The 23,837-nt window shown below is 49.4% G+C and carries 16 protein-coding genes and 1 pseudogene; 7 read left to right on the top strand and 10 right to left on the bottom strand.

Annotation, left to right across the window (positions count from 1 at the left end; genetic code table 11):
• The 4 genes and pseudogenes from BLW34_RS15560 to BLW34_RS07105 form a co-directional block, all read right to left on the bottom strand.
• Positions 1-83: pseudogene (locus BLW34_RS15560) on the bottom strand (IS5/IS1182 family transposase); the annotation flags it as partial.
• A 62-nt stretch (positions 84-145) separates the two neighbouring features.
• Positions 146-3,277 carry a bifunctional proline dehydrogenase/L-glutamate gamma-semialdehyde dehydrogenase PutA gene (gene putA, locus BLW34_RS07115; RefSeq protein ID WP_090577487.1) on the bottom strand — a complete coding sequence of 1,044 codons (3,132 nt, stop codon included), beginning with the start codon at positions 3,275-3,277 and terminating at the stop codon, positions 146-148.
• A gap of 197 nt (positions 3,278-3,474) precedes the next feature.
• Positions 3,475-5,223: a diguanylate cyclase gene (locus tag BLW34_RS07110; protein ID WP_177165978.1), complete on the bottom strand. Its 1,749-nt coding sequence runs from the start codon at positions 5,221-5,223 to the stop codon at positions 3,475-3,477.
• Between the two features lie 473 nt (positions 5,224-5,696).
• Positions 5,697-6,509 carry a hypothetical protein gene (locus BLW34_RS07105; protein ID WP_090577481.1) on the bottom strand — a complete coding sequence of 271 codons (813 nt, stop codon included), beginning with the start codon at positions 6,507-6,509 and terminating at the stop codon, positions 5,697-5,699.
• 595 nt (positions 6,510-7,104) lie between these two features.
• On the opposite strand from BLW34_RS07105, the gene BLW34_RS07100 reads away from it, so the two are divergent.
• The gene (locus tag BLW34_RS07100; protein ID WP_090577478.1) at positions 7,105-8,679 is read left to right on the top strand and encodes a hypothetical protein; all 1,575 of its coding nucleotides are present in this window, start codon (positions 7,105-7,107) and stop codon (positions 8,677-8,679) included.
• A 162-nt stretch (positions 8,680-8,841) separates the two neighbouring features.
• On the opposite strand, the gene BLW34_RS07095 is transcribed toward BLW34_RS07100, so the two are convergent.
• The 4 genes from BLW34_RS07095 to metG all read right to left on the bottom strand — a co-directional run bounded on the left by BLW34_RS07095 (position 8,842) and on the right by metG (position 14,723).
• Positions 8,842-9,240, bottom strand: coding sequence for a GtrA family protein (locus BLW34_RS07095; protein ID WP_090577475.1), 399 nt, complete (start codon positions 9,238-9,240; stop codon positions 8,842-8,844).
• Positions 9,215-10,198 carry a glycosyltransferase family 2 protein gene (locus tag BLW34_RS07090; RefSeq protein WP_256203654.1) on the bottom strand — a complete coding sequence of 328 codons (984 nt, stop codon included), beginning with the start codon at positions 10,196-10,198 and terminating at the stop codon, positions 9,215-9,217. The genes BLW34_RS07095 and BLW34_RS07090 overlap by 26 nt, the downstream gene beginning before the upstream one ends.
• Before the next feature lie 355 nt (positions 10,199-10,553).
• Positions 10,554-12,509: a DUF7453 family protein gene (locus BLW34_RS07085; RefSeq protein ID WP_143037881.1), complete on the bottom strand. Its 1,956-nt coding sequence runs from the start codon at positions 12,507-12,509 to the stop codon at positions 10,554-10,556.
• A gap of 90 nt (positions 12,510-12,599) precedes the next feature.
• Positions 12,600-14,723, bottom strand: a complete 2,124-nt coding sequence (gene metG / locus BLW34_RS07080; RefSeq protein WP_090577467.1) for a methionine--tRNA ligase — start codon at positions 14,721-14,723, stop codon at positions 12,600-12,602.
• A gap of 118 nt (positions 14,724-14,841) precedes the next feature.
• Here metG and apbC point away from each other — a divergent pair, with 118 nt between their 5' ends.
• The 6 genes from apbC (at position 14,842) to BLW34_RS07050 (ending at position 21,742) form a co-directional block, all read left to right on the top strand.
• A complete protein-coding gene (gene apbC, locus BLW34_RS07075) occupies positions 14,842-15,930 on the top strand; it encodes an iron-sulfur cluster carrier protein ApbC (protein WP_090577464.1) in 1,089 nt (362 codons plus the stop codon).
• Between the two features lie 9 nt (positions 15,931-15,939).
• Positions 15,940-16,506, top strand: a complete 567-nt coding sequence (gene dcd / locus BLW34_RS07070) for a dCTP deaminase (protein ID WP_090542935.1) — start codon at positions 15,940-15,942, stop codon at positions 16,504-16,506.
• A 794-nt stretch (positions 16,507-17,300) separates the two neighbouring features.
• On the top strand, positions 17,301-18,437 hold the full coding sequence (locus BLW34_RS07065; protein WP_090542504.1) for an ABC transporter permease: 1,137 nt from the start codon (positions 17,301-17,303) through the stop codon (positions 18,435-18,437).
• A 35-nt stretch (positions 18,438-18,472) separates the two neighbouring features.
• Positions 18,473-19,168 carry an ABC transporter ATP-binding protein gene (locus BLW34_RS07060; RefSeq protein WP_090542506.1) on the top strand — a complete coding sequence of 232 codons (696 nt, stop codon included), beginning with the start codon at positions 18,473-18,475 and terminating at the stop codon, positions 19,166-19,168.
• On the top strand, positions 19,165-20,253 hold the full coding sequence (locus BLW34_RS07055) for an HlyD family secretion protein (RefSeq protein ID WP_090577461.1): 1,089 nt from the start codon (positions 19,165-19,167) through the stop codon (positions 20,251-20,253). Before BLW34_RS07060 ends, BLW34_RS07055 begins: the two co-directional genes overlap by 4 nt.
• The gene (locus BLW34_RS07050) at positions 20,228-21,742 is read left to right on the top strand and encodes an efflux transporter outer membrane subunit (RefSeq protein WP_090577458.1); all 1,515 of its coding nucleotides are present in this window, start codon (positions 20,228-20,230) and stop codon (positions 21,740-21,742) included. Before BLW34_RS07055 ends, BLW34_RS07050 begins: the two co-directional genes overlap by 26 nt.
• A 94-nt stretch (positions 21,743-21,836) precedes the next feature.
• On the opposite strand, the gene pyrC is transcribed toward BLW34_RS07050, so the two are convergent.
• Together pyrC and rsmI are read right to left on the bottom strand one after the other, a co-directional pair.
• Positions 21,837-22,880, bottom strand: a complete 1,044-nt coding sequence (gene pyrC / locus BLW34_RS07045; protein ID WP_090577455.1) for a dihydroorotase — start codon at positions 22,878-22,880, stop codon at positions 21,837-21,839.
• A gap of 18 nt (positions 22,881-22,898) precedes the next feature.
• On the bottom strand, positions 22,899-23,759 hold the full coding sequence (gene rsmI, locus BLW34_RS07040) for a 16S rRNA (cytidine(1402)-2'-O)-methyltransferase (protein ID WP_090577452.1): 861 nt from the start codon (positions 23,757-23,759) through the stop codon (positions 22,899-22,901).
• Positions 23,760-23,837 lie beyond the last annotated feature (78 nt).

Here is a 23,837-nt window from a genome sequence, read left to right as displayed (position 1 = left end):
GTCTTCTTGCGCGCACTTTCCAGCAGTGGGCGGATCTGCTCGAACTGTTCGCGACTGATATCACTTGGATAACTTGTTCTCATCCTGCAAATATCGCACTTTTTCTGTCAAACGAAAAGACTTTGAACAGGTTCTAAGGGAGATTTCAATCTTTTGTTAAGCGGATATCTGCACCCCCCAGCGACAATAGCGCCACATTGCCTCCTACCGCTGCTGTATTGATGGTGACTACCCGCTCAGTTGCAAAGCGTTGCAGATAGTGCGGACCACCGGCCTTGGGGCCGGTGCCGGAGAATCCTTCGCCGCCGAAAGGTTGTGAGCCGACGACGGCACCGATGATGTTGCGGTTGACGTAGATATTGCCGCAGCGGGCATGGCGGGCGATGTAGTCGATGGTGGTGTTGATGCGACTGTGGATACCAAGCGTGAGGCCGTAGCCGCTGTGGTTGATGGCATCGACCACTTCATTCAACCGGCTGGCTTGATATTGAATAATGTGCAGAATAGGGCCAAACACTTCGTGCTGGAGTTGACTGAGCTTTTCGATCTGATAAACGCGCGGGGCGAAGTAGCTGCCCTGTTCGTTTCCTTGTGGGAGTGGCATGGTCTTGATCAGGCGCGCTTCGCTGTTCATCCGCTCGCTGTGTTGTTGCAGTCCGGCGCAGGCAGAAAAGCTGATGATGGGACCAATGTCAGTGCTGAAGCGCATGGGATTGCCGATACGCAGCTCATCCATGGCACCACCGAGCATTTCCATGATCTGCGCTGCGACTTCCTGCTGCAGAAACAGCACGCGCAGCGCCGAACAGCGTTGCCCGGCACTGTTGAAAGCAGAAGCAATGACATCTTTCACCACCTGTTCTGGCAGTGCCGAACTGTCGACAATCATGCAGTTCTGGCCGCCGGTTTCAGCAATAAAAGGAAGGATGCGCTCACCTTGGGAAAGGACCTGGTTGATTTGTCTGGCGGTGCTGGTGGAACCAGTAAAGGCGATACCTGCAATGCGGGCATCACTCACCAGCTGCATGCCGATTTCGCTGCCGCTGCCGGGAATGAAGTGCAGCACCTCTCCAGGGATGCCGGCCTTATGCAGCAGGCCCACCACGTGCGCAGCGCATAAAGGCGAGAGTGCCGCCGGTTTGGCAATAACGCTGTTGCCGGCAGCAAGTGCGGCAGCGATCTGGCCGGTGAAAATAGATACCGGAAAATTCCATGGGCTGATGCAGATGAACACACCACGCCCAGCCAATCGCAATTGATTGCTTTCTCCCGTAACACCGGGCAGTGTGATGGGATGATCAAAATAGCGGCGCGCCTGGTCAGCGTAGTAACGACAAAAGTCGATAGCCTCGCGCACTTCACTAAGTGCATCATGAAGGGTGCGTCCGCCCTCGCGAATGATAAGTGACATCAATTCGGCGCGTTGTTCTTCAAACAGATCGGCAGCTCGCTCCAGCAAGGCAGCGCGTTCGCTGGCGCTGCTGCCGGCCCATTCGAAAGCAGCGTCGTGTGCAATACTGAGCGCTCTGTCAACCGCGCTGCTATCGGCAAGCGCTACTTCGCCGACGACATCGTTGTGATCGGCGGGATTGAGGATGTTTTGCGCTCTGCCTGTGAGGATATAGCCATCGACTATCGGCGCGGCATGCCACAACTGCCTGCATGCTTTTTCCAATGCCTGGTCAAGCTGCATTTGCGCTTCAGCCTCGGCAAGATTGATGCCGCTGGCATTAAGCCGCTCTTTCCCGTAGAGATGGCGTGGCGTAGAAATACACTGCGGGTAGCGCGCAAGTCCACTCACAGGATCGGCGATAATCTCTTCGACGGTAATCTGCTCATTGGCGATCCGGTTGACGAAAGAGCTGTTAGCGCCATTCTCCAGCAACCGCCGCACTAGGTAGGGGAGCAGCTCTTTATAGTTGCCGACAGGTGCGTAGACACGGCAATTGAACTGCGGGTGCTCATCGAATGCAGCGGCATAGAGTGCTTCGCCCATGCCATACAAGCGCTGAAACTCGAAGGGATGCGAGCCGGCCATGACAATGAGGGTAGCAACGGCACGGGCGTTGTGAGTAGCGAATTGAGGATAAAAGAGATCACCACGGTCGAGAAGCCGGCGAGCGCAAGCGAGGTAGGAAACATCGGTCGCCAGCTTGCGGGTAAACACTGGATAACCGTCGAGACCACGCTCCTGGGCCTGTTTGATCTCGGCATCCCAGTAGGCCCCTTTAACGAGGCGGACCGGAATCGGGCGTTTGCACTCGCTGGCCAGTTGCGCCAGCCAGTCGATCACATGGATGGCTCGTTTCTGATAGGCTTGCACCGCCAAGCCGAAGCCATTCCAGCCTGTGAGCTTGTCGTTGCGGTATACGGTTTCAAACAGGTCGAGCGACAGGTCGAGCCGCTCGGCCTCTTCGGCATCGATGGTCATGCTAATGTTGACGGCCTTGGCGGCAAGCGCCAGTTCCAGCAAACGCGGTGACAGCTCGTCAAGGACGCCCTGCCGCTTGGCGTATTCATAACGAGGGTGGAGCGCAGAAAGTTTCACCGAAATGCCAGGGTGGTCAAACAACTCACCCTGGCCGGTCTGCTCGCCAAGGGCGATGATGGCATGGTAATAATCAGCGAAATAGCGCGCCGCATCGGCAGCGGTAAGCGCCGCTTCGCCGAGCATATCAAAGGAATAGCGATAGCGTCTGTTTTCATCATCCCTGCTATGCTTAAGCGCTTCATCAAGGGTACTGCCCATGACGAACTGATGGCCGATCAGGCGCATCGCCTGCTTGATCACCATGCGGATTACAGGCTCGCCACTGCGGCTGATGAGGCGGTTGAATAGTGATGAAGATGCTTCAAGTTTGACGATCTTACCTGTCAACAGCAATCCCCAAGTGGAAGCGTTGACAAAGAATAAGGAGCTATGGCCAAGATGACGATCCCATTCGGCGCTAGAAAGCTTATCCTGAATCAGCCGGTCAGCGGTTGCGGCATCGGGAATGCGCAGCAGCGCCTCGGCCAGAGACATCAGCAGCACGCCTTCCTGGGTACTGAGATCATACTCATGCAGCAAGGCATCAATTCCGTCCCGTGCCCATTCCATGCCACGCACCTGGTTCACCAGCTGCCGCGCCAGCGCCTCCACTTGGGCCTGCTTGCGCTCGTCGAGCGTGGCGAGGGAAAGCAGGGTATTGAGGCACTCTGCCTCATCGTAAAGATAGGCGCGGTTGATAGCGACTCTGGCAAAGGTCAAGGATAGCAAAGGGGTCTCATGGATCATGGTAGCCGGTGTCCCTTTTGTTGTTACAGCAGCAAAAAATAAAATCGTATTTAGTTACCATTGTACGAAACTCCATAGCTTTCGCTACATTCTTGCTCTATAAACAAATAACGATCAAAATTGAGCGCGCCTCCCGGCAAGTTCATGCTTTCATGATCCACTTGAGAATCTGTGAGAATGAAGTTTCGTTAATAAATCTACTGTATGTCCCAATAACTGCACTCGGTCTGGTTTCTGATCGTCCCTGTCGCAGCACGCCAGGTGTCTCCTCCAGCCCGCTTAGCCTCGTACATGGCCATATCCGCATAGCGGCTCAACTCGGCCAGGCTGCAGCCATGATTGGGATAGTGCGCCAATCCTACGCTAGCGGATAGACTATGGCTGCGCCCGCTAATGTGGACTGGCGCGCGCGTCACCTCCAGCAGGCGATTAACCACAGTCGAGACCATGCCCTTGCTGGCTGAGGGCGAAAGCAGCACGACGAATTCATCACCGCCTACACGCGCTACCAGATCCTCATGCCGCACACAAGACTGCATGCGCTGGGCCAGCGCGCGCAGCACCTGATCGCCTTCGGCATGACCCCAGAAGTCGTTGACCGGCTTGAACTTATCCAAATCCACGGTCAGCAGGCTGAAGCCCTGGTCAGCCTTGCTATCGGCATACAGCTTGAAGCGCTGCTCAAGTGCGCGACGGTTGGGCAATCCAGTCAGTTCATCGATAAAAGCCACCTCGCTGGCATGGCGTAGATTCTTAATGCGTCCCGCCAGCGCCAGCGAAAACACCAGGCTCTCCAGCGTGGCCGTCACCGGCATGGCCAACTCGGTTAGGGGACTCGGCATCAACAGCCCGCAGATGCGCAACAGGAAAATGACCGTACCCACCATCACGATACCGTAGGCAGACAGGAAATACCGCGCCCCCACCATGCCCTGATGCCAACGCCTGATCGCGATATAGAATACCAAACCCACGGCTGGCAACGATTGAATAGTCAGCATCAGGGACGGTAGCGCATGTGCGCCAGCCAGACGCATGGCAATGATGAACAGATAGCTCAGCACAATGACCTGCAGCAATCGGTGTGCGCCAGGCAAATAGATTCGGGTACGGAAGAAGCTCATTATAAAACCCGCCAGCGCCAGCCCCCAGAGGCTGGGCAGCACCACCCGCCCCATGGCTACCCACTGCGGCCAGTCACGCCACCACCATTGAGCTGCGTGGCCATGCAAATAGATCAGGAAAACGCCCAGCGCCAAGGTGGTTGCAACATACCAGCCATAAGCCGGATCGCGCAGACTCAGCGCCAGAAAAAAGTTGTAAAAGCACATGGCCAGCAGCGCACCATAGATACTGCCCAGCAACAACTCCCCCAGGCGCTCATGGTGTTCCAGATCGTCCTGGTGCCACAGCGCTACTGGAAAGCTTGCACCACCCGGATCATAAGCACGCAGATAAACTGGCCCATGCTCAGGTAGAATAAAAGCATATTGGCGCCATTCGCGTTCCCGTCCCGCCGCGAAGGACACGCGCTCGCCGGAGACAAGCTCCTCGAATTCTCCGTGAGCATTACGGCGGTACAAGCGCAGATCGTAGAGATTGAGCGGCTCCACCACCAACCACCAGGGTGTGCCGCGCTCAGCCTCAGCGCGGCGGAAATCCAGTTTCAGCCAATGCGCGCCTGACTCCAGGCCAGCTCCACTGCGCCCGCTTGCGGATGTGAAGCGCTGCGGCTCAGCCAGCATCTGCGGCCAGGGCGTACGCGCAGTGACATCGGTCGCCGCTGCCATCCGATCGTTGATTACCGCACCACTCAGCCTGCGCTCAATCAATAGTTCATCGGCATGCGCGGGCGCGATCCACATCAGCAGTAAAGCCAGTAGAAGAAGAGGCAAGCAAAAAAGGTACCCAGGCGCATAGGCACTACAGCAGGTTACCCGGAGCATCGTGCACCGACTAGCCAACTGCATCTGAATGGGCCTAGGAAAAATAACCAACTTATTTTGCATTATTGCAATGTACTAAAGATCTGATATCAGTCAAAAACGCTGACAAGCAATCAAGGGGTAAAATTGTATTTAACTATCATTACACACCCCCCCGGAGATTCCATTGTACTCTGGTGCTATATTAAAAAACTGGCTGAATATCACCTGTAGCTACTTAGCAGCCAATATGTATCCGATTGTCAATTCAGTCTCGGCTGGTTCTGCTATTACGTGTCAGTCAGTGAGTTGTGGTTGCTGCCTGATCCTTAACGAATAAAGCTAGATATTTGTCATTGTATCGGCGCTTTCGCTATTCTTGCTTGTTGAGGTTCATGGCTCACCCCACTCTACGCTTCAGGTATACGTCGGATAGCGCAAGTCAGGTCAGCAAAAAATACATCGGGAATAATGGAGAAATAGCCTTCATCCGATCAGTACAAGGAAACCATCGTGTTGTCAGCTAATAATCCACCGGGTTGCGGAGTGCATTTCTCCTTTCCCCACACTTTCTTGTAGGCAAACCGTGGGCGTTGCTGCCAGGATTGAGAAAATGACTGCTTGCCCTTAGCAAAACCCGGCTGATCAGGAACCGTGCCAAAATGCTCAAAAATATCACGATATAACGCATCTCGTTTCCAGTAGGCATAATGAATGCCGTCTGCACTCATCCATTGCGGATTCTGTTCACAAAGCTCAAATTGCTTACGCGCTGCCAGCTCGATCAAGCCCTGATGAACTGCTCTCGCCCGCTCGACAGCTTCACATCGGGAAAGCCGGCAAGAGGGATAAAACAGATTTCGGAAAAATAGATAACGCCACTCTGGCAGGGATGCAATCGATGCAATCGGAAGATTCGTCATGAGAATCTGCGCTGACTGTTTCTGTAACTGATCGACACACCAAGCCATCCATTGCAGGATCTGCGCAGGCAGGCATTCATAGAGAATATCATTGCCGATATCCGTCAGAAAAGCATAAGTAGGCCGGGCATCGCCTGAATCGAGCTGTGACCACAAACCGCTGGCAATAATGCCCGGCAATTCGCGGATCAGCACCTGACTGTTCTGACCATAGGAACGTCCATGACCCGCAGCAGCCAGCACCTCACTGGGCCCACCGCAGTGATATTGAATTTGCCGAATGACTAGACGCAAAGACAAAGTCAAATTACTGGCACCCAGCAGGACAATCCGGTTTACTGGTTTGGGTTGCTGAGGCAAAATCGTTAGTATCGCCTGGTTCATAAAGGTATCTTAAGCCTGTTTATAGAGACCTTCATCCATGCCAGCTTTGACAGATGAGTATCATGATTGTTGCTGGGCAATGGATGATCACGGCTGCTAAGAATAGAAAACAGCAAAAATGTAATATTAATCCAATTTGTTAACTGTACATGTTCCCTAAAATTGAACGAAATTTAGCTCCAGAAAGCATAGCATGCTTGTTGTACTGCAGGACTTAGTCAATAAATTCGAAACTCTGGTAGCAATACGATAAAAATTTCAATCAATCAACACTCTTACTATCAGAATAGTTACGTTTGTATCTTGATTCTTACCACGAATCTCTTGTACAAAAACTTTCTGAAGCGAGCGGACTTAATATCTGATCTCGCCAATTTAGATCAAAGTAAAATCAGGCATATTTATAAAAGTTTCAGTTTTTTAAGAAAGGAGTGTAAAAGTGAAGATCTCAACACGAAAATCGCGCCGTCTTCCCTGCCTGAAAAATGTAAAAAGTACTCCGATTCCCTGAATCTGACCAGCGCCACTGGCAAGCCTCGATCGTGAACAAACCTTCCCGCCCACCAAGCTCGAAACCATCGCCGGAGTCATTCACATGAAATTCCTTCCAGCTTCTGCGGTAATACTACTGCTGCTCTTCTGTTACTGGCTGGTCATACGCTCCCCTCACTTCGAATCGGATGATGCCTACATAATCTACCTCGCATCAACCTTGGAATGGCATCGCTTCCTGTATGTCCCAGCAATCTATCAACAACTCTCAGCTGCCCACCTAACCCCGCTGACCGTACCCTTCTATTCCCTGGTACAGGCAATCTCCCCCTTTTCACCGGATGCCTTTCTCAATACCCTGGTCGTCCTGCTCGGTTTGTGGATTCTCATCTGCTCGGCTTTTCTTCGCTTGCACTTCAAGCTTTCCGAGTACTACATCGTCTTGTTCGTCGTCATGCTTCTGTCCGTCACTTCGACTGGAACACTTCTCAGCCGGTTCTATACAGCACACTACCTGTTAGGCGGTATTTTCGGGACGGCTTCACTCCTTGCCCTCAGCTACTACAGCAGAACCCGGCGATCCGCCGCTTACTTGATCGCAGTAACACTGATGCTCTTGGCTCTGCTCTCAAAAGAAATCCTTGTGGCCATTCTGCCGATCAGTCTCATCGTGTTTATCAGTGACCGACGGCTGGCAGGAAAAATTCTTGCCACTGGCATCTTCGCAGGCCTCGCCTACCTAGCCTATCGTGGCTATATGCTCGGAGAACTAATGGGTGGCCGGGCAGCCGAGAATGGACTGAGCCAAGGACTCGCTACGATTCTTGAAACGCTTCCCGGTTTCTTAAAGTGGTATGCGAGCAGCCGGGAACTGCTACTCCTCGCGCTAGTATGCACGCTATTTCTCAGTCCGCAGACGTCACTTGCCGGCCTTACGATCGCGGCGATGTTGGCTGCGCCGGCCCTCGCCGCTCCCCATGGCTTCAGCCATCCGGAACTGCACGGTGACCGCCTTTTCATCGCCAGCGACTTTGCACTGGCAGCTACCGTTACGCTCAGCCTGGCCCGTTGGAGATTCCTTGAGTATCTTCATGGCCACCCGGTGGCATCAACTGCAGTGGGCACCATAATCATTGCAAGCCTCGCCACCTCACTCTACCAGACACACCTTTACGATACGCGTGTTCAAGACTCTCTCGAATACCGGATCACCCGGACAATCCTTGAGCACGAACCTTTTCCAACAGCAATTTACCTCCCAGAAAACTACCCAATGGGCAGCATGATCGTTGCACTGAAGAAGCATGACCCACGCCTACGTGAAGTCACTGCCGACTGCTTCGAAGCATTGCAGTGGAAGGACGCTAACAATCTGCTATTCGACTCCGATGGTCAGCCGCTTACGCGCGAAGAGCTTGCGCACCGCTGCATCTCCTTTGACCCATCGCCGACGCTCAACGGCGAGGTCATCTTCGACAAGGGCGTGTTGCGCTGGAACATCGTTGGCTCAGACCAACTGGCTGCTGGTGTCTATTTCCCGGGGCACGCGTTTTTCATAGGCGCCCGGCAATTCGAGGAAAGGCTCATTCGTCCGGCTGCCGGCGAGAAATACAAACTCTATGCCCATGACGGAGTGCGATGGTGGTTCTCGGAAGAAAAGGAAGTCATCTTCAGGTAATACTTACCGCAAGTCATCTCCGCGCGAGCCGTTGCATTACGCGAGCGACGATTCACAGTTGCAAGGAAAAGAATAGAAAGCATGGGTGAAAACAATCAGGAGAAAGTAATCGTAAAAGAAATCTGGTTGCTCTGATTAGAAAAAGTTAATGAAGGGTTCTTTTTATTTTGCATACGTCCAGAATTTATGGGAAAAAAAAGTCAATAACGGCATGATGCAAAATAACAACGCGACTCCCGCCAGATAATGCCAGTTCAAAGCTTCAGCTACTGTACTAGCAAGTAATGAAACAGTTAATCCCAACAAGGATACCGCTAAGAAACGCATATAACGTTGGCGAGTGACCGCAACCCGAAATGACCAACGGCTATTCACCCAGAAAGAAAAAAGATTAGCAGTGATAAATGCCATACCATTAGCGGCTACGGCATGAACGGAAAGCAATTCAACCAATCCAGTGACCATCATCAGGTGAATCAACGTATTCGCCACGCCAATCAGAGAAAAGCCAGTAAGTTGCCGTCCAGTTTCCCGGTTAAGCATCCTCGTTCCCCCCGCCATAACGCTGTCTGATGATATACACCGGTCGCTGCTTACTCTCACTGTAAATTCGTCCGATATATTCACCCAATACACCAATTCCCATCAGTTGGATGCCGCCGAGAAAGAGTATTGCCGTTAGCAATGAGGCATAGCCAGGCACGTCAATTCCAAATGCGAGGGTTTTAATGATGATCCAGCAACCATAAATTAATGCAAGCGTTGCCACAGTAAAACCGATATATATCCATACCGACAGCGGAACCGTACTAAAACTGGTAATGCCTTCCAGCGCCAACGCCCATAAACGACGCGCATTAAAAGACGACTTCCCCGCTTTACGTGGCTCAACGACAAACTCAACCACACTCTGCCTAAATCCCACCCAGGCGAATAGACCTTTCATGAAGCGCCTGCGCTCAGGCAAGCGCTTTAGTGCTTCGACAACCCGTTTATCCATTAAACGGAAATCGCCAACATCTCGAGGAATCGTGCACTCAGCTATCCTATTATGCAGCCGGTAGAACCAATGGGTTACGAGTTGTTGCACAAGATGATCCATTTCTCGTGACTTGCGTCGTGCCAATACTACATCACTCCCACTCTCCCACTGTCTCACCATTTCCACGATCAACTCAGGTGGATGCTGTAAATCAGCATCTAAAGGAATGACCGCATCTCCTCTTGCGGCATCAATACCCGCAGTCAGTGCAGCCTCCTTGCCAAAATTGCGTGACAACTCCAAAACCACAATACGTGGATTGCGTGCTGCATGTTGGCATAGCACTTCCAGCGTGTTATCGCGACTGCCGTCATCGATACAGACAATTTCATAATCATACCTTCCGAGTTTGACCAAAACCGACTCCAGTCTCCCGAAAAAGGCATCCAAACCGTCACCTTCATTAAAACAAGGAACGACAATGGATAAACACCGATTCAGTATGTAGCGCGCATTGCTCATATTACCTATTTTCATTCAATATCAATGAATTGATTCATACGATGCCACCTATTTAACCCGAATATTTCATAAATTCGCGTGATGATCACGCAGGATTTTGATTAATAGGGAAGTTTTGAGAAGGAGGGGTGTAGTGATTCATACACCCGACTGAGCAAAATCTTTCTTATTAATCAAAAGACAAGTGAGGGCACGTGCCAATTTATGAAATATTCGAGTTAATGCCGGTCAATTGAAGTTTTAAGCTACCACTTGCGGTAATTTGGATCTAATTTGTAATTAAAACTCTATCAAGACTGATAACTCAAGCTTATCCATATATGGACTCTTCCTGTTTTTCAAGCAAGGCAGAAGGAGTCCATTCATTACCCTACTGCGCTTCAAGGAACACAATCACATTTTCTACCGAGCCTACTTCAATAATACCTGATCCGAACCGTTCTCCAGCTACAAAAACTGTTTTATTCTTTATACCTAGATAAGTGTTGGTGGCAGGATAAAAACGAAAGAGAAATCCTTCTGCAGTCTGATTGACACCATTTGTTGGAGAAAAAAGATCAGGAAATACTTGCTCAGCAAGCGCAAAGACTCTTTCCTCCTGATTGTTTTTACCTTCAGCTAAAAAGATACCTCTACGGAAATCTTCACCAGCAGCATCTAGAAAGCCTCCAAAAACTATTTGGCCGTGATCATTTAATTGAGTTGCACGTCCACCTTCTGTCGAACTATGAATAACTTGGGATTCGCTGACTGTAGTGATACCTGCACCGGTTCCATTATTAAAACGGCCAAGCGCAAAATCAAAGCTCACTTCTTTGCCATCAACAAAAACCGGCATTCCATCATATGCAACCAGCTCAAGATCTAATTTGCTGGTTCCACGCCATATTCCATACTTCTGACTAGCGGGAGATCCCCATGCATCCCTAGAAGCATCGTTCGCATCTACAACAGATCCACTCAAAGCAAACTGCCCAGCTTTATTCATTGCTATGCTTGAGAAAGCACTGAAGAACCAGGTGTCACCAAAGCCAGGCGGCTGATCTGCAAGCTGTAACACAGTAGAAAGTTGAGAAACACCAGCTTCATTAATATTTGCATAAGGCTGGGATGGTCTGGGCGCTCCAGTTAAGATCGCTATAGAAGAATCTGTTTTAACCGGCACTATTGATAATCCATTGCTCGCTATTAATGGTAAGCTCGCCTCAGTGAATGGTAATAAGAACGTATTATTCACATCTTCAGCAAGAAACTCTCCTTCCAGGGATAGTAATTTAATTGCACCTGAACTATCTGCTACCCATAGACTTTTTTTTGCGGAACCATTAGCAGCATTACGCAAAATTGCAGGAAAACTTATTTCCCCTTGATCATTGAATGAAAGTATATTTGCGTTAATGGCAAATATATTCAGGCCTCGGTTGTCGAGATCCAAATGAAATGTTGTATCTGCCATACCTGGTACAGGGTCGCCACCAGCCAGTATCATCTGGGTTTTCTTTTGATCCCATTTGAAAATACCAAAAGTTTCAGATGGGCACAAAGCTCCCCCCAAGCCTGAACTAAAAGCAACTTTTCCAGATTGATTAATATTTACTGAACTTATCGCGGTTGATAACAATATATAACTACAATTCGCTACAGGCGAAGGAATTAATTCCAGTGTTTCAAAATTCCAGAACCATATACCCATTCGTTCACTTTGGTTACTATTGCGATCTGCGACTACTGCTTGAATAACCATGCCGGCATCGGTAAAAGCAAGATTTGTGATGCCTCTAATAGAGTATTCCTGCGAGAAACCTGGAGCTTGGTCCCCATTACGCAGTATCCCGTATATTTTTCCGCCGACGTAAGCAACCACCCCAAATGGATAATCTTGACTGATGGCTCCAAATTCTTTTAATTCCGCTATAAAACCTACATGCCCTGATTCTGTCACTATAATTCTTTCTGCCTGCATTGCGAAGATTCGGCTACCGATCGTATTGGTAGATAATGCACTGGAAAAAAATACATTGTCTGGAAATCCAGGCACCGAATCGTTTTCTTTTATAATTACTTTTAATTGCCCAGGCAGGCCAGACCAAACAGCATTTAACTTATTTCTGCCAATTGCATCACCAGTAAATGCAACATGACCTGAAGACCCTATAACGGGAGTCATTAGATTATTATAGGTATATTCAGATGTGAAACCCGCAGCAGACTGACCAGACTCAGCTATTAAATGGACTGCAGAAAATAAATAGCTAGAATATAAAATAGTTACATTCAATAACATTACTTTTAGAAAAATTCTGAGGCTTGTTGCTCTCATCTTCATTTCATCTCACCTTATATTTTTTCTTTCTTCTGAAGACAACTCACTTATAACTATCGAGTTGAATGACTTTATATTACCCATTGTGTCAATTTACTTTACCCGCATGCCGGGCCGCGCGCCGTCATCGGGAGAAAGGATATACAACCCTCCCCCGCCACTTCCATCGCTTGCTGCCAGCACCATGCCTTCCGATAGGCCAAATTTCATTTTGCGGGGCGCCAGGTTGGCGACCATCACAGTGAGGCGCCCTTTGAGCTGCTCTGGATCGTAAGCGGATTTAATGCCGGCAAACACCGTACGCTGTTCGGTACCGATATCCAGGGTGAGTTTCAGCAGTTTCTCCGCACCTTCCACATGCTCGGCATCGACTATACGCGCGATACGTAAATCGATTTTGCCGAAATCGTCGATCGAGATGGTTTCCCCGATGGGTGCAATCGTGCGTTGCTGTATATGCTGCTGCGCTTGTGAATGTCTTACAGGTGAATGGGAATCCGCGCTTGGAGCGATGGTCTGTTTATTGGCTTCGATCAGGGCCTCAATTTGTTTGGGATCAATACGCGTCATGAGGTGCTGGTAAGCGTTGATCGTATGGCCAGCAGGCAACAGAACGCTGGATAAGGCTTGTCCGGCTTTTTGTTCGGGCCAGTTAAGTGATTCACAATTGAGGAAATGTTCGATTTGCTTGGCTGTAGCAGGGAGAATTGGTTTCAGATAACACGAAAGCAAATAAAACAGGTGTATTCCTAAACTACAGACGCGGTGCAGCTCCTGATCGCGCGCCGTATCTTTGGCGATATCCCATGGCGCCAGCTCATGAATCAGTTCATTCACTTCATCAGCGCGCTTCATGATCTGTCGCACTGCAGCGGAAAAATCCCGCTCTTCATACGCTTTTTCGATGACACCCGGCTGCCAGGTGGCAAAACGTTCATCAATCATTTGTTGCAGCAAACGATAATCATCACCGGCCACCAACTTGCCGCTGAAGCGTTTGGTGATGAAGCCCGCACAGCGGCTCGCGATATTGATGTATTTGCCGACCAAATCCGAATTCACGCGCACCGTAAAATCTTCCAGGTTGAGATCGATATCTTCCAGGGTGCCGTTGAGTTTCGCAGCATAGTAGTAGCGCAGCCATTCCGGATTGAGTTGCTGCTGCAAATAGCTTTCTGCAGTAATAAAGGTGCCGCGTGATTTACTCATTTTCTCGCCGTTCACGGTGAGGAAGCCATGCGCAAAAATCTGCGTGGGGGTGCGATATCCTGAATTCTCCAGCATGGCCGGCCAGAATAGCGCATGAAAATACAGGATATCCTTGCCGATGAAATGATACAGCTCTGTGTCTGTGTCTTTCTGCCAGAACTCATCGAAATCGATGCCGCGCTGTGCGCACAAGTTTTTGAAACTGCCCATGTAGCCAATCGGCGCATCAAGCCAGACATAAAAAAACTTACCTGTTTCTCCCGGTATTTCAAAACCAAAATACGGTGCGTCACGCGAGATATCCCAATCGGACAGTTTGTTCTCTCCCGCCTCCCCCAGCCACTCGTGCATTTTGTTGGCGGCTTCTGCTTGCAAGTGATTGGCCTCACGCGTCCAACGGCGCAGGAAATCTGCACAGCGACTATCCGAGAGACTGAAGAAAAAATGCTCGGAGGCTTTTTTTACGGGGATTGCGCCCGATACGGCAGAGTAAGGATTTTTTAATTCCGTGGGTGCATAGGCCGCGCCACAGGCTTCACAGGAATCCCCATACTGGTCTTTCGCGCCGCATTTGGGGCATTCCCCCTTGACGAAGCGATCCGGCAGAAACATGTTTTTGACTGGATCATATAATTGCTCGATAGCGCGTACTTTAATGAGCCCTGCTGCTTTCAACTTGTGATAGATTTCTTCTGAATACTGACGGGTTTCTTGCGAATGCGTACTGTAGTAATTATCGAAATTAACATGAAAACCCGTGAAATCCCGCAGATGTTCACCATGCACGCGCGCAATCAGCGCTTCCGGCGTCATACCTTCTTTCTCCGCACGCAGCATGATGGGCGTGCCATGCGTATCATCCGCGCACACGTAATAAACGGTATGCCCCTGCATTTTCTGGAAACGGACCCAGATATCAGTTTGAATATATTCCACCAGATGGCCGAGGTGAATGCTGCCATTAGCGTAAGGCAGTGCGGAAGTAACCAGAATCTTGCGTGTGTTCATCGATCGTCAGTATTTAAATGTTCGGAAAGGTAAATTGTAACAAACTGGATACTTTCCCCCGATATTTGTTAACATCAATGGTTTTAGCAAATGATGCTCTGCATAAAGGAGTGATATCGTGGCGATTACAGAACAACAAATAGAAACCGCCCTCAAGCAATTTATCGACCCGACCACGGGCAAAGACTACGTCACCAGCAAGGAAGTACACAACCTCAAAATCGATGGCAGCCATGTCTCGCTTGAGATCGAATTGGGTTATCCTGCAAAAAGCGTGATCGAATCGATCCGCCGGCAGGTCGGCGATACGCTGAAGACCATTCCAGGCATCGGCAACGTCTCCGTTAATGTCACCAGCAAGATTATTCCACACAGCGTCCAGCGTGGCGTCAAACTGATTCCCGGTGTAAAGAATGTAATCGCAGTAGCCTCAGGCAAGGGGGGTGTCGGCAAATCCGCCACGGCAGTCAATCTCGCCCTGGCACTCGCTGCTGAGGGTGCCAACGTCGGCATTCTGGATGCGGATATCTACGGCCCATCTCAACCGCAAATGCTCGGTATCAGCGGTCAGCCCGAATCACCGGATGGCAAAACCATCGAACCGATGCGCGCGCACGGCATCCAGGCGATGTCGATCGGCTTACTGATCGATGTGGAAACACCAATGGTGTGGCGCGGTCCGATGGTCACGCAAGCCTTGCAGCAATTACTGAACGATACCCGCTGGCATGATCTGGATTATCTCGTTATCGATCTGCCGCCGGGAACTGGGGATATTCAGTTAACCCTCGCGCAGAAAGTTCCGGTGACCGGTGCGGTTATCGTAACGACCCCGCAAGACATTGCGCTGCTCGATGCGCGCAAGGGGCTCAAGATGTTCGAGAAGGTCGGTATTCCGATTCTGGGTATCGTGGAAAATATGAGCCTACACACCTGCTCAAAATGTGGTCATACCGAACCCATCTTTGGAACAGGTGGCGGTGAAAAAATGAGCAAGGACTATGAGGTGGAACTGTTAGGCGCGCTGCCACTGGATATCAAGATCCGCGAACACACGGATTCAGGCAAACCCAGCGTGGTCGCTGAACCAGATGGGCAGATTGCGGAGATCTATCGCGCCATTGCGCGCCGTGTCGCGGTCAAGATTGCCAATCTGGCAAAGGATTATTCCGAGGTATTTACTAAAATTATCATGGAGAATGATTGATAATCTGACATGACGATCAAATCAGACAAATGGATCCGCAAAATGGCCATCGAGCATGGCATGATCGAGCCCTTCGAGCCTGGTCAGATCAAGCAGAGGAATGGCCACAGTATCGTTTCTTACGGTACTTCCAGTTACGGTTATGATATTCGCTGCTCGGACGAATTCAAGCTGTTTACTAACCTGAATTCAACGATTGTCGACCCCAAACAGTTTGATTCAAATTCATTCGTCGATGTCAAAAGTGATATTTGCATCATCCCCCCTAACTCCTTCGCACTTGCGCGGACTGTTGAGTACTTCCGCATTCCGCGTAACATTCTGACGATTTGCCTGGGAAAATCTACCTATGCACGCTGTGGTATCATCGTCAACGTCACCCCATTTGAACCGGAATGGGAAGGCTTCGTCACGCTCGAGTTCTCCAATACCACTCCCCTCCCTGCCAAGATTTACGCCAACGAAGGCGTTGCTCAAGTCATCTTCTTTGAATCGGACGAAGTCTGCGAGACTTCATACAAGGATAGGAACGGCAAATACCAGTTCCAGCAAGGTGTGACGTTGCCCAAGATATAAATGCTTAGAAATCTGCACTCTGGAAGCTGACAAATGCTATCCCGAATATTTCATAAATTGGCACGTGCCAATTTATGAAATATTCGGGATAAGAATCTGACCGATGATGTCTATATCGTTGATCGAACCCGTGGCATTATGCCTGGTATGCCTCGTCTGATTCAGGGTGGTATAAGATATACCTTGTATATTAAGACCAGCAAAAAGACCAAAAAAGCCGACCTAAATTAATCGGCTTTTTTCCGTAATACATTGCAAAACGTGACGACGACTCCGTTTGTCATCATAAAAGGAGAATACTCTTTACAAAACAAAACCGGGATACGGTCATTATGCGAATCCGGTTCAATCTTGGTTGCCCAGAGAAGATCTTCTCCCTCCTCGTATAGCCTCCGACCTGACCGTGCTTTATGGAACGTTTACTCGTCAGCACGATGCGGCAGTCCTCTGGATAGAAACCGCTGTTGAGGTTATCCAGAATTTTTGCTCACTCCCGGGAGATATAGCCGGTCGTCCACAGAAAAATCAGCCACTCCTCCCCAGACTCCAGTCACTCGACGGTTTTCCAGTTTTCTTTGGCAAATGTAATACCATCAGTATTACGCGGCCGGTATAGAAATCTGCGTCCTGCAAGCTGCAAATGCTATGAGAAAAACACCCTACCAACATCTAGTGAAAAAAGTGCGATAATCGCCTTAAGATAACCAAGGCTCATTGCACATGATGGATTCACTTCTCAGCGCATCCTTATCCATCGATAATTCTCAAAATGAGTGTGTTAAAGGGAGTGGCAAATGAAAGGGATTTTGAAACTTGCCTTTAAGCTTCTCGTAAACGACAAAGGTAAATATGCCGCTTTATTGGTGGGAATTACCTTTGCTGTATTTCTCATGGTCCAGATGACATCCATTTTCTCGGGCATTCTTACCAAAGCTTCATCGACGGTCATTAACCTGGGGGCTCAAGTCTGGGTGATGGATCCGTCGGTGACTAACGTCGCTAGCAGCATTCCTTTGCCAAGCTACGTGCTGGATGCTGTTCGCAGCATCGATGGTGTCAAATACGCTGTCCCATTGTATTCCGGAGGTGCGTTAGTCAAGCTTGAAAGTGGAGTATTTCAATTCGTCACTGTGTTAGGACTGGATGATAACAGTCTGCTCGGCCGCCCCGAACTTATCGAGGGCAAGATCGAGGATATCTATGCTGAGAATGCCTTTATCGCCGTTCAGGATACAGAAATTTCTAAATTGGGAAATCCCCGTCTCGGCACAGAATTTGAGATTAACGATCATCGCGGCGTTATCGTGGGACTAGCCAGGGTGTCAGTGAGCGGATTGTTCGGAGTTCCCACTCTTTATACTACTTACAGTAAAGCGATTCAGTACATCCCATCAACACGATTCACGGTTGCTTATATTCTCGTTGAGCCGAAAAGTCATGACGCCATTGCCTATATTCAGGATCAAGTCAGACTGCTGGGTTATGAGGCGCTCACCAAACAGGAATTCATGCAAAAAATTGCCGATTACTATAAATATCAAACCGGACTGGGAACCAATATTCTGATCATGACAGCCGTAAGTTTCCTGGTTGGCCTATCCATCTCAGGACAAACGTTCTATACCTTCATACTGGAGAATCTGGAAAAATTTGGTGCCTTGAAAGCAATTGGCGCCAAGGGAAATGAACTCGTTTATATGATTCTTTTTCAGGCGACCTTTTCGGCGCTAATTGGCTATGGATTGGGAGTGGGTCTTTGCGCTTTTGTCATCACGCTCGCAAAGCTCAGAATTCCAGAATACTCTGCTAATATCACTTTTACTACCCTGACTTTTGCTTTAGTTATGGTGCTGATTATCGCGGGCATCTCGAGTTATATTGGCATACGAAAGGTGCTGAAGATTGAACCCTTTGACATCTTCCGTAGCTAATTCAAACTGACTGCGACCTCTTTTATATTTATGCTGTGAAACCTGCAATTTCAGTCAATGAACTAACCAAGTGGTTTGGTGAAGGCAATCTCAAAACCTTTGCGGTAAGAGAGGTTAGTTTTGAAGCTTATTTTGGTGAAATATTATTTATTGTTGGTCCATCAGGAAGTGGAAAAACGACATTATTGAGCATGATTTCGGGTGTTCTGCGTCCAAGCTCTGGAACTGTGGCGATAGATAATGTCAATATCTGGCAATTGGGATCTGATCAGATTGCTGAATTTCGGTTAAACAAAGTGGGTTTTGTTTTTCAGGATTATCATCTTTTCCCACGCCTGACGACGGTCGAGAATGTCGCTATCCCTCTGATTCTGAGGAAGCAAAGCTGGGATGAAGCTATCAGCGAAGCAGCACACTATCTGGAAATTGTTGGGCTCAAGAATAAGGCAGAGCTCCCACCGATGAAGTTAAGTGGTGGCGAGCAGCAGCGCGTTGCCCTGGCCAGAGCCTTGGTAAGCCAACCGGATTTAATGATCTTTGATGAACCCACCGCGTCGCTGGATGGCGAGACCGGACGGCGTATCATGGATTTTGTAAAAAACAACATCCTCAGCGACCAGCGCTGTATTTTGATTGTCACTCATGATAGCCGGATTCTCGATTATGCCGACAGAATCATGAAAATGGAGGATGGCAGGATTATTGGTTTTGAGAACGGGAGGAATAATTGAGAAACCAGATCATTATCGCCATTGCCATAGGCGGCATGATTGTTGGTTTAGTAAGCGCCTATTTGTTCAGTCAGCGAAAGGTGCCGCCGCCACCTGTTTTCGACCCTGCATCCAATCCCTATGCCAAAGGGATCTACTCGACGGGTATTATCGAAAGCTACCAGCCCACTGGAGAGAATATCAATCTTTATCCTGAAGTCGCTGGCGTCATCACTCAAATTCTGGTGACCGAAGGACAAACGGTCAAGCAGGGAGAACCTTTGCTTCAGATGGATGATTCCATTCAGCACGCAACGGTAGACCAGCAACGTGCGCAGTCCGAAGCAGCGCATGTGCTGCTGGAACAACTGAAAGCCCAACCGAGGAAAGAAGTTTTGGATGTTTCTAAAGCACAACTGGATTTTGCGAGAGCAAATCTGAAAACTGCCGAAACCCAATTGGAAAAACTGCAACACGCCTATGACATGGATACCAAATCGGTCAGCAAGGATAGTCTGGATAATGCAATCAATGCTGCCAAGGTCGCCCGGGCCAGTCTTGAGATTGCTCAGAGGAACTACAATCTGACCAAGGCAGGAGCCTGGAGTTACGATATCCAAAGCCAGGAACGACAATACATCGCTTTATCCAAAGCTTATCAAGCAGGCAACGCCTTGCTGGCAAAATATACTATCCGCACACCGGTCGATGGCGTCATACTGTCAATAAGAGCTGCAGTGGGTAGTTATATCTCGCCTCAGGGTATCTATAGCACGTACACAGAAAATTTCAAACCCGTCATGGTGATGGGAAATTCAGAAAACAACCTGGCTGTGAGGTGCTATGTCGATGAGATTCTAATTCACCGGCTGCCTGATGTTTCTAAAATGAATGCGCAAATGTCGATTCGCGGTACCAACATTCGCATCCCTCTGGAATTCATTCGTTTGCAGCCCTATGTTTCGCCCAAGATCCAATTATCGAATCAACGAACAGAGCGAGTGGATGTCAGGGTATTGCCGGTACTTTTTCAGTTTGAAAAACCAAAGAATATTCAGCTATACCCAGGCCAGCTAGTAGATGTTTATATCGAAGAGAACGAATAGCGAAGATCTGCAGCAGTTTTCTCATATTAAGGAAAGAATTCTGCTGGCCGGACTCTGGTTAGTCTGGTTACTGACATCAACCGGCTGTGCGGTTGGACCTGACTTTATTCGCCCCCCCCCCCCCGAAACTGATCGCTACCTGCCTGGCAAGCAACTGCAGAAGACCGCTCCAGTTGATGGTCAGACACAATATTTTGAGCAAGGCGCTGAGATCGCAGCCGATTGGTGGCAGTTATTCCAATCCCCCCAGCTAGATGCGCTTGTGAAGGAAGCCATCGCCAACAACTCAACCCTGCAGGCGGCACAGGCCGGTCTGGAGCAAAGCCAGGAGAACTTGCGGGCAGGCTACGGCGTTTTCTATCCTCAGATTGACCTTGCAGGAGGGGCAAGTCGCCAGAAGTTCTCAGCTGCTCGCTTCGGGAGTCCTACCAGCAGCATTTTCAACCTTTTCACATTATCCGCCACAGTCAGTTATGCGCTGGACGTGTTTGGAATCCAGCGGCGTACGGTGGAGAGTCTCAGCGCCAGAAGAGATATTCAACGCTATACGGTGCTGGCCACTTATTTGACTTTGATTGGCAATATAGTGAATACCGTGATTGCCCGGGCAGCATACGAAGCTCAGATTCAAGCGACTCAGCAAATGATTGATTCGCAGCAAGAGCAAATCAAGCTTAGCGAATTGCAGACGCAAGCAGGCATTGTTGCATACACCAGTCTGGTCAATCTGAGAGCTCAACTCGAAGCACTGGAAGCTTCGCTCCCATTGCTTGAGCAAAAGCGCAGCCAAGCTGAACACCTGCTTGTCACATTGATTGGTCACGCTCCTGGGGAGCATGCATTACCCAAGATTGATTTAGCTGATCTCTCGTTACCAACCAGTCTGCCCGTAACGCTGCCTTCCAGCCTGGTGCGCCAGCGCCCTGATATTTTGCTGGCAGAAGCACAGCTGCATGAAAACAGCGCTTATATCGGCGTTGCTACCGCCGCAATGTTTCCCAGTTTTACCCTGAGTGGCGTCTATGGTCAAAATAACCGTAATTTCCTGGATCTTTTTCTGAGTAACGGTAATTTCTGGAGTATCGGTACCAACTTCGTTGCGCCGTTATTTCATGGCGGGACATTGTGGTTACAGCGCAAGGCAGCAATCGATGCCTATCAACAATCCCTGGCATATTATCGTCAAACCACCCTTGACGCCTTGACGCAGGTGGCTGATGTCTTGCTTGCACTGCAGCATGGCGCCGAGGCATTACAACACCAATCGCAAGAGCTCGATTTGGCGCAAGAAAGGATGCAGTTGGTGCAGACGAATTATCAGGCGGGTCTGGTTAATTACCAGCAAGTTTTGATTGCCGAGAATCAGTATTATCAGAGCAGGATAAATTATCTGCAAACATTGGCTCAGCGCTTTCAGGATACCGCCGCCTTATTTGTGGCACTGGGTGGCGGCTGGTGGAATAGGGAAGGAAAAGAACTGCCATCATAAGGCAGCGAAGGATTATTCAATGTCGAGTTACCACCAGAAACCGATAAAGTAAAAACAGGGCACTGATTCATTTTTTTCTCTGCGTCGAATCAATTCAGTTGGATATCTTCCAGGAAACGCGCTCACCTGCCCGTAGCGGAACCAGGGATTCTTCCCCAAATTTCAGTTGCTCTGGCATTGTCCAGCTTTCCTTTTTCAATGTCATACGATCGGTGTTACGCGGTAGTCGATAAAAATCCGCGCCATGGAAACTGGCGAATGCTTCCAGCTTATCCAGGGTGCCTGCTTGTTCAAAAACCTCTGCATACAATTCAATCGCTGCATGAGCAGTGTAAATGCCGGCACAGCCACAAGCGCTTTCTTTACCCGACACTGGATGCGGCGCGCTATCGGTTCCGAGAAAAAATTTGGGATGGCCGCTGGTCGCGGCCCCAATCAGGGACAGGCGATGGGTTTCCCGCTTGAGAACGGGTAAACAGTAATGGTGGGGCCGGATACCGCCTGAAAACAGGGCATTGCGATTGAGCAATAGATGATGAACGGTGATAGTAGCTGCGACGTTTTCTGAGGCTGCACGCACAAATTCGACGGCTTCGCACGTCGTGATATGCTCGAATACGATGCGTAACCCGGGGAAGCGCTGCGTCAGCGGCAGCAGCACGCGGCTGATAAAGATCTTTTCCCGATCGAATACATCGATATCAGGATCAGTTACCTCGCCATGCACCAGCAGTGGCATGCCAAGCTGTTCCATCATGCCTAACGTAGCAAAGCATCTGGCAATGTCCGTCACCCCGGCATCAGAGTTAGTCGTGGCACCAGCAGGATAGAGTTTGACTGCATGCACAACGCCACTCTCTTTGGCCCGCTTGATTTCAGCAGGCGACGTATTGTCAGTCAGGTAGAGCGTCATGAGCGGTTCGAAATATCCCTGTAGAGGAGCCGGCGCAGCCGCGAGAATACGGGCACGATAGGCTACTGCCATATCAACGGTGACAATCGGCGGCCTGAGATTAGGCATGATAATCGCTCGGGCAAACCGTCTAGCGGTATCAGGTAACACATCCTGCATCTGTTTGCCATCACGCAGATGCAGGTGCCAATCATCGGGGCGAGTAAGTGTTAGGGTTGTTTGCATGTTAATTGTCTTAAATCTTCAATGGTTGGACATCATTTCTTTTTTTGATAATGCGAACGTATAGAGCTTTTTCCTGTTTTCACCGGTAATCTCGGCTGTCAGTTGCACCGCCTGCTTCAAGGGCAGGTTTTCCATCAGGATATGCAGCGTATGCTCCGCCTGATCGGTGATTGCTTTGCTATTTTCTGTTACTGCCGGAGACAGTAACAATACGAATTCACCTTTTTGCTGATTTTCGTCAGATTGCAGCCATGTCAGGGTATTGCTCAGATCGGCTGTATGAATCGTTTCGAATAGCTTGGTGAGTTCCCTGGCGATCGTTATCTGACGCTGCTCCCCAAATACTGCAATCATGTCGGTCACACATTCCAGCAAGCGATGCGGCGCTTCATGAAAAATCAGGATACAGGATGATAAGGATTTCAATGATTCCAGTTTGCGTGTGCGCTCGCCAGATTTGGTCGGCAGGAAGCCATAAAATAAAAAATGAGGCGCAACCATGCCTGATGCTGAGAGTGCGCACATCGCTGCATTTGCGCCAGGGATGGGCACGACCTGATAGCCCTGTTCCCTGACTTGATGAATCAACAGGGCACCTGGATCGGAAACGCCAGGGGTGCCTGCATCCGTTACCAGGGCGACCGATTTTTGCGCTGCCAGCATCGCGATAATTTTTTCGGTAGCAGCGCGTTCGTTGTGCTGATGCAGCGTGATCATACGGGTGTAAATGGCGTGATGCACCAACAAGCGTTGCGTGATATGAACATGTTCAGCCGCAATCACGTCCACTGCGGCCAATACATCCAGCGCGCGCAAACTGATATCACGCAAATTTCCAATTGGAGTAGCCACTACATATAATGTACTTTTGGTCAGCATTTCTTATGGCTGGTTTCTTATAATTTTCAATATGAATTGTCGCACAACTTAAACATTATTCAGACTCAGGAAGAATAA

The organism is Nitrosomonas sp. Nm58, assembly GCF_900107335.1.
Lineage (GTDB): Bacteria > Pseudomonadota > Gammaproteobacteria > Burkholderiales > Nitrosomonadaceae > Nitrosomonas.
This window is presented reverse-complemented; position numbering and strand designations above follow the sequence as displayed.

What these genes read in the sequence shown, in the direction of transcription:
- putA (WP_090577487.1), bottom strand. Translation starts at nt 3,277, where the DNA reads ATGATCCATGAGACCCCTTTGCTATCCTTGACCTTTGCCAGAGTCGCT.
- BLW34_RS07110 (WP_177165978.1), bottom strand. Translation starts at nt 5,223, where the DNA reads ATGCTCCGGGTAACCTGCTGTAGTGCCTATGCGCCTGGGTACCTTTTT.
- BLW34_RS07105 (WP_090577481.1), bottom strand. Translation starts at nt 6,509, where the DNA reads ATGAACCAGGCGATACTAACGATTTTGCCTCAGCAACCCAAACCAGTA.
- BLW34_RS07100 (WP_090577478.1), top strand. Translation starts at nt 7,105, where the DNA reads ATGAAATTCCTTCCAGCTTCTGCGGTAATACTACTGCTGCTCTTCTGT.
- BLW34_RS07095 (WP_090577475.1), bottom strand. Translation starts at nt 9,240, where the DNA reads ATGGCGGGGGGAACGAGGATGCTTAACCGGGAAACTGGACGGCAACTT.
- BLW34_RS07090 (WP_256203654.1), bottom strand. Translation starts at nt 10,198, where the DNA reads ATGAAAATAGGTAATATGAGCAATGCGCGCTACATACTGAATCGGTGT.
- BLW34_RS07085 (WP_143037881.1), bottom strand. Translation starts at nt 12,509, where the DNA reads ATGAAGATGAGAGCAACAAGCCTCAGAATTTTTCTAAAAGTAATGTTA.
- metG (WP_090577467.1), bottom strand. Translation starts at nt 14,723, where the DNA reads ATGAACACACGCAAGATTCTGGTTACTTCCGCACTGCCTTACGCTAAT.
- dcd (WP_090542935.1), top strand. Translation starts at nt 15,940, where the DNA reads ATGACGATCAAATCAGACAAATGGATCCGCAAAATGGCCATCGAGCAT.
- BLW34_RS07065 (WP_090542504.1), top strand. Translation starts at nt 17,301, where the DNA reads ATGAAAGGGATTTTGAAACTTGCCTTTAAGCTTCTCGTAAACGACAAA.
- BLW34_RS07050 (WP_090577458.1), top strand. Translation starts at nt 20,228, where the DNA reads ATGTTTATATCGAAGAGAACGAATAGCGAAGATCTGCAGCAGTTTTCT.
- pyrC (WP_090577455.1), bottom strand. Translation starts at nt 22,880, where the DNA reads ATGCAAACAACCCTAACACTTACTCGCCCCGATGATTGGCACCTGCAT.
- rsmI (WP_090577452.1), bottom strand. Translation starts at nt 23,759, where the DNA reads ATGCTGACCAAAAGTACATTATATGTAGTGGCTACTCCAATTGGAAAT.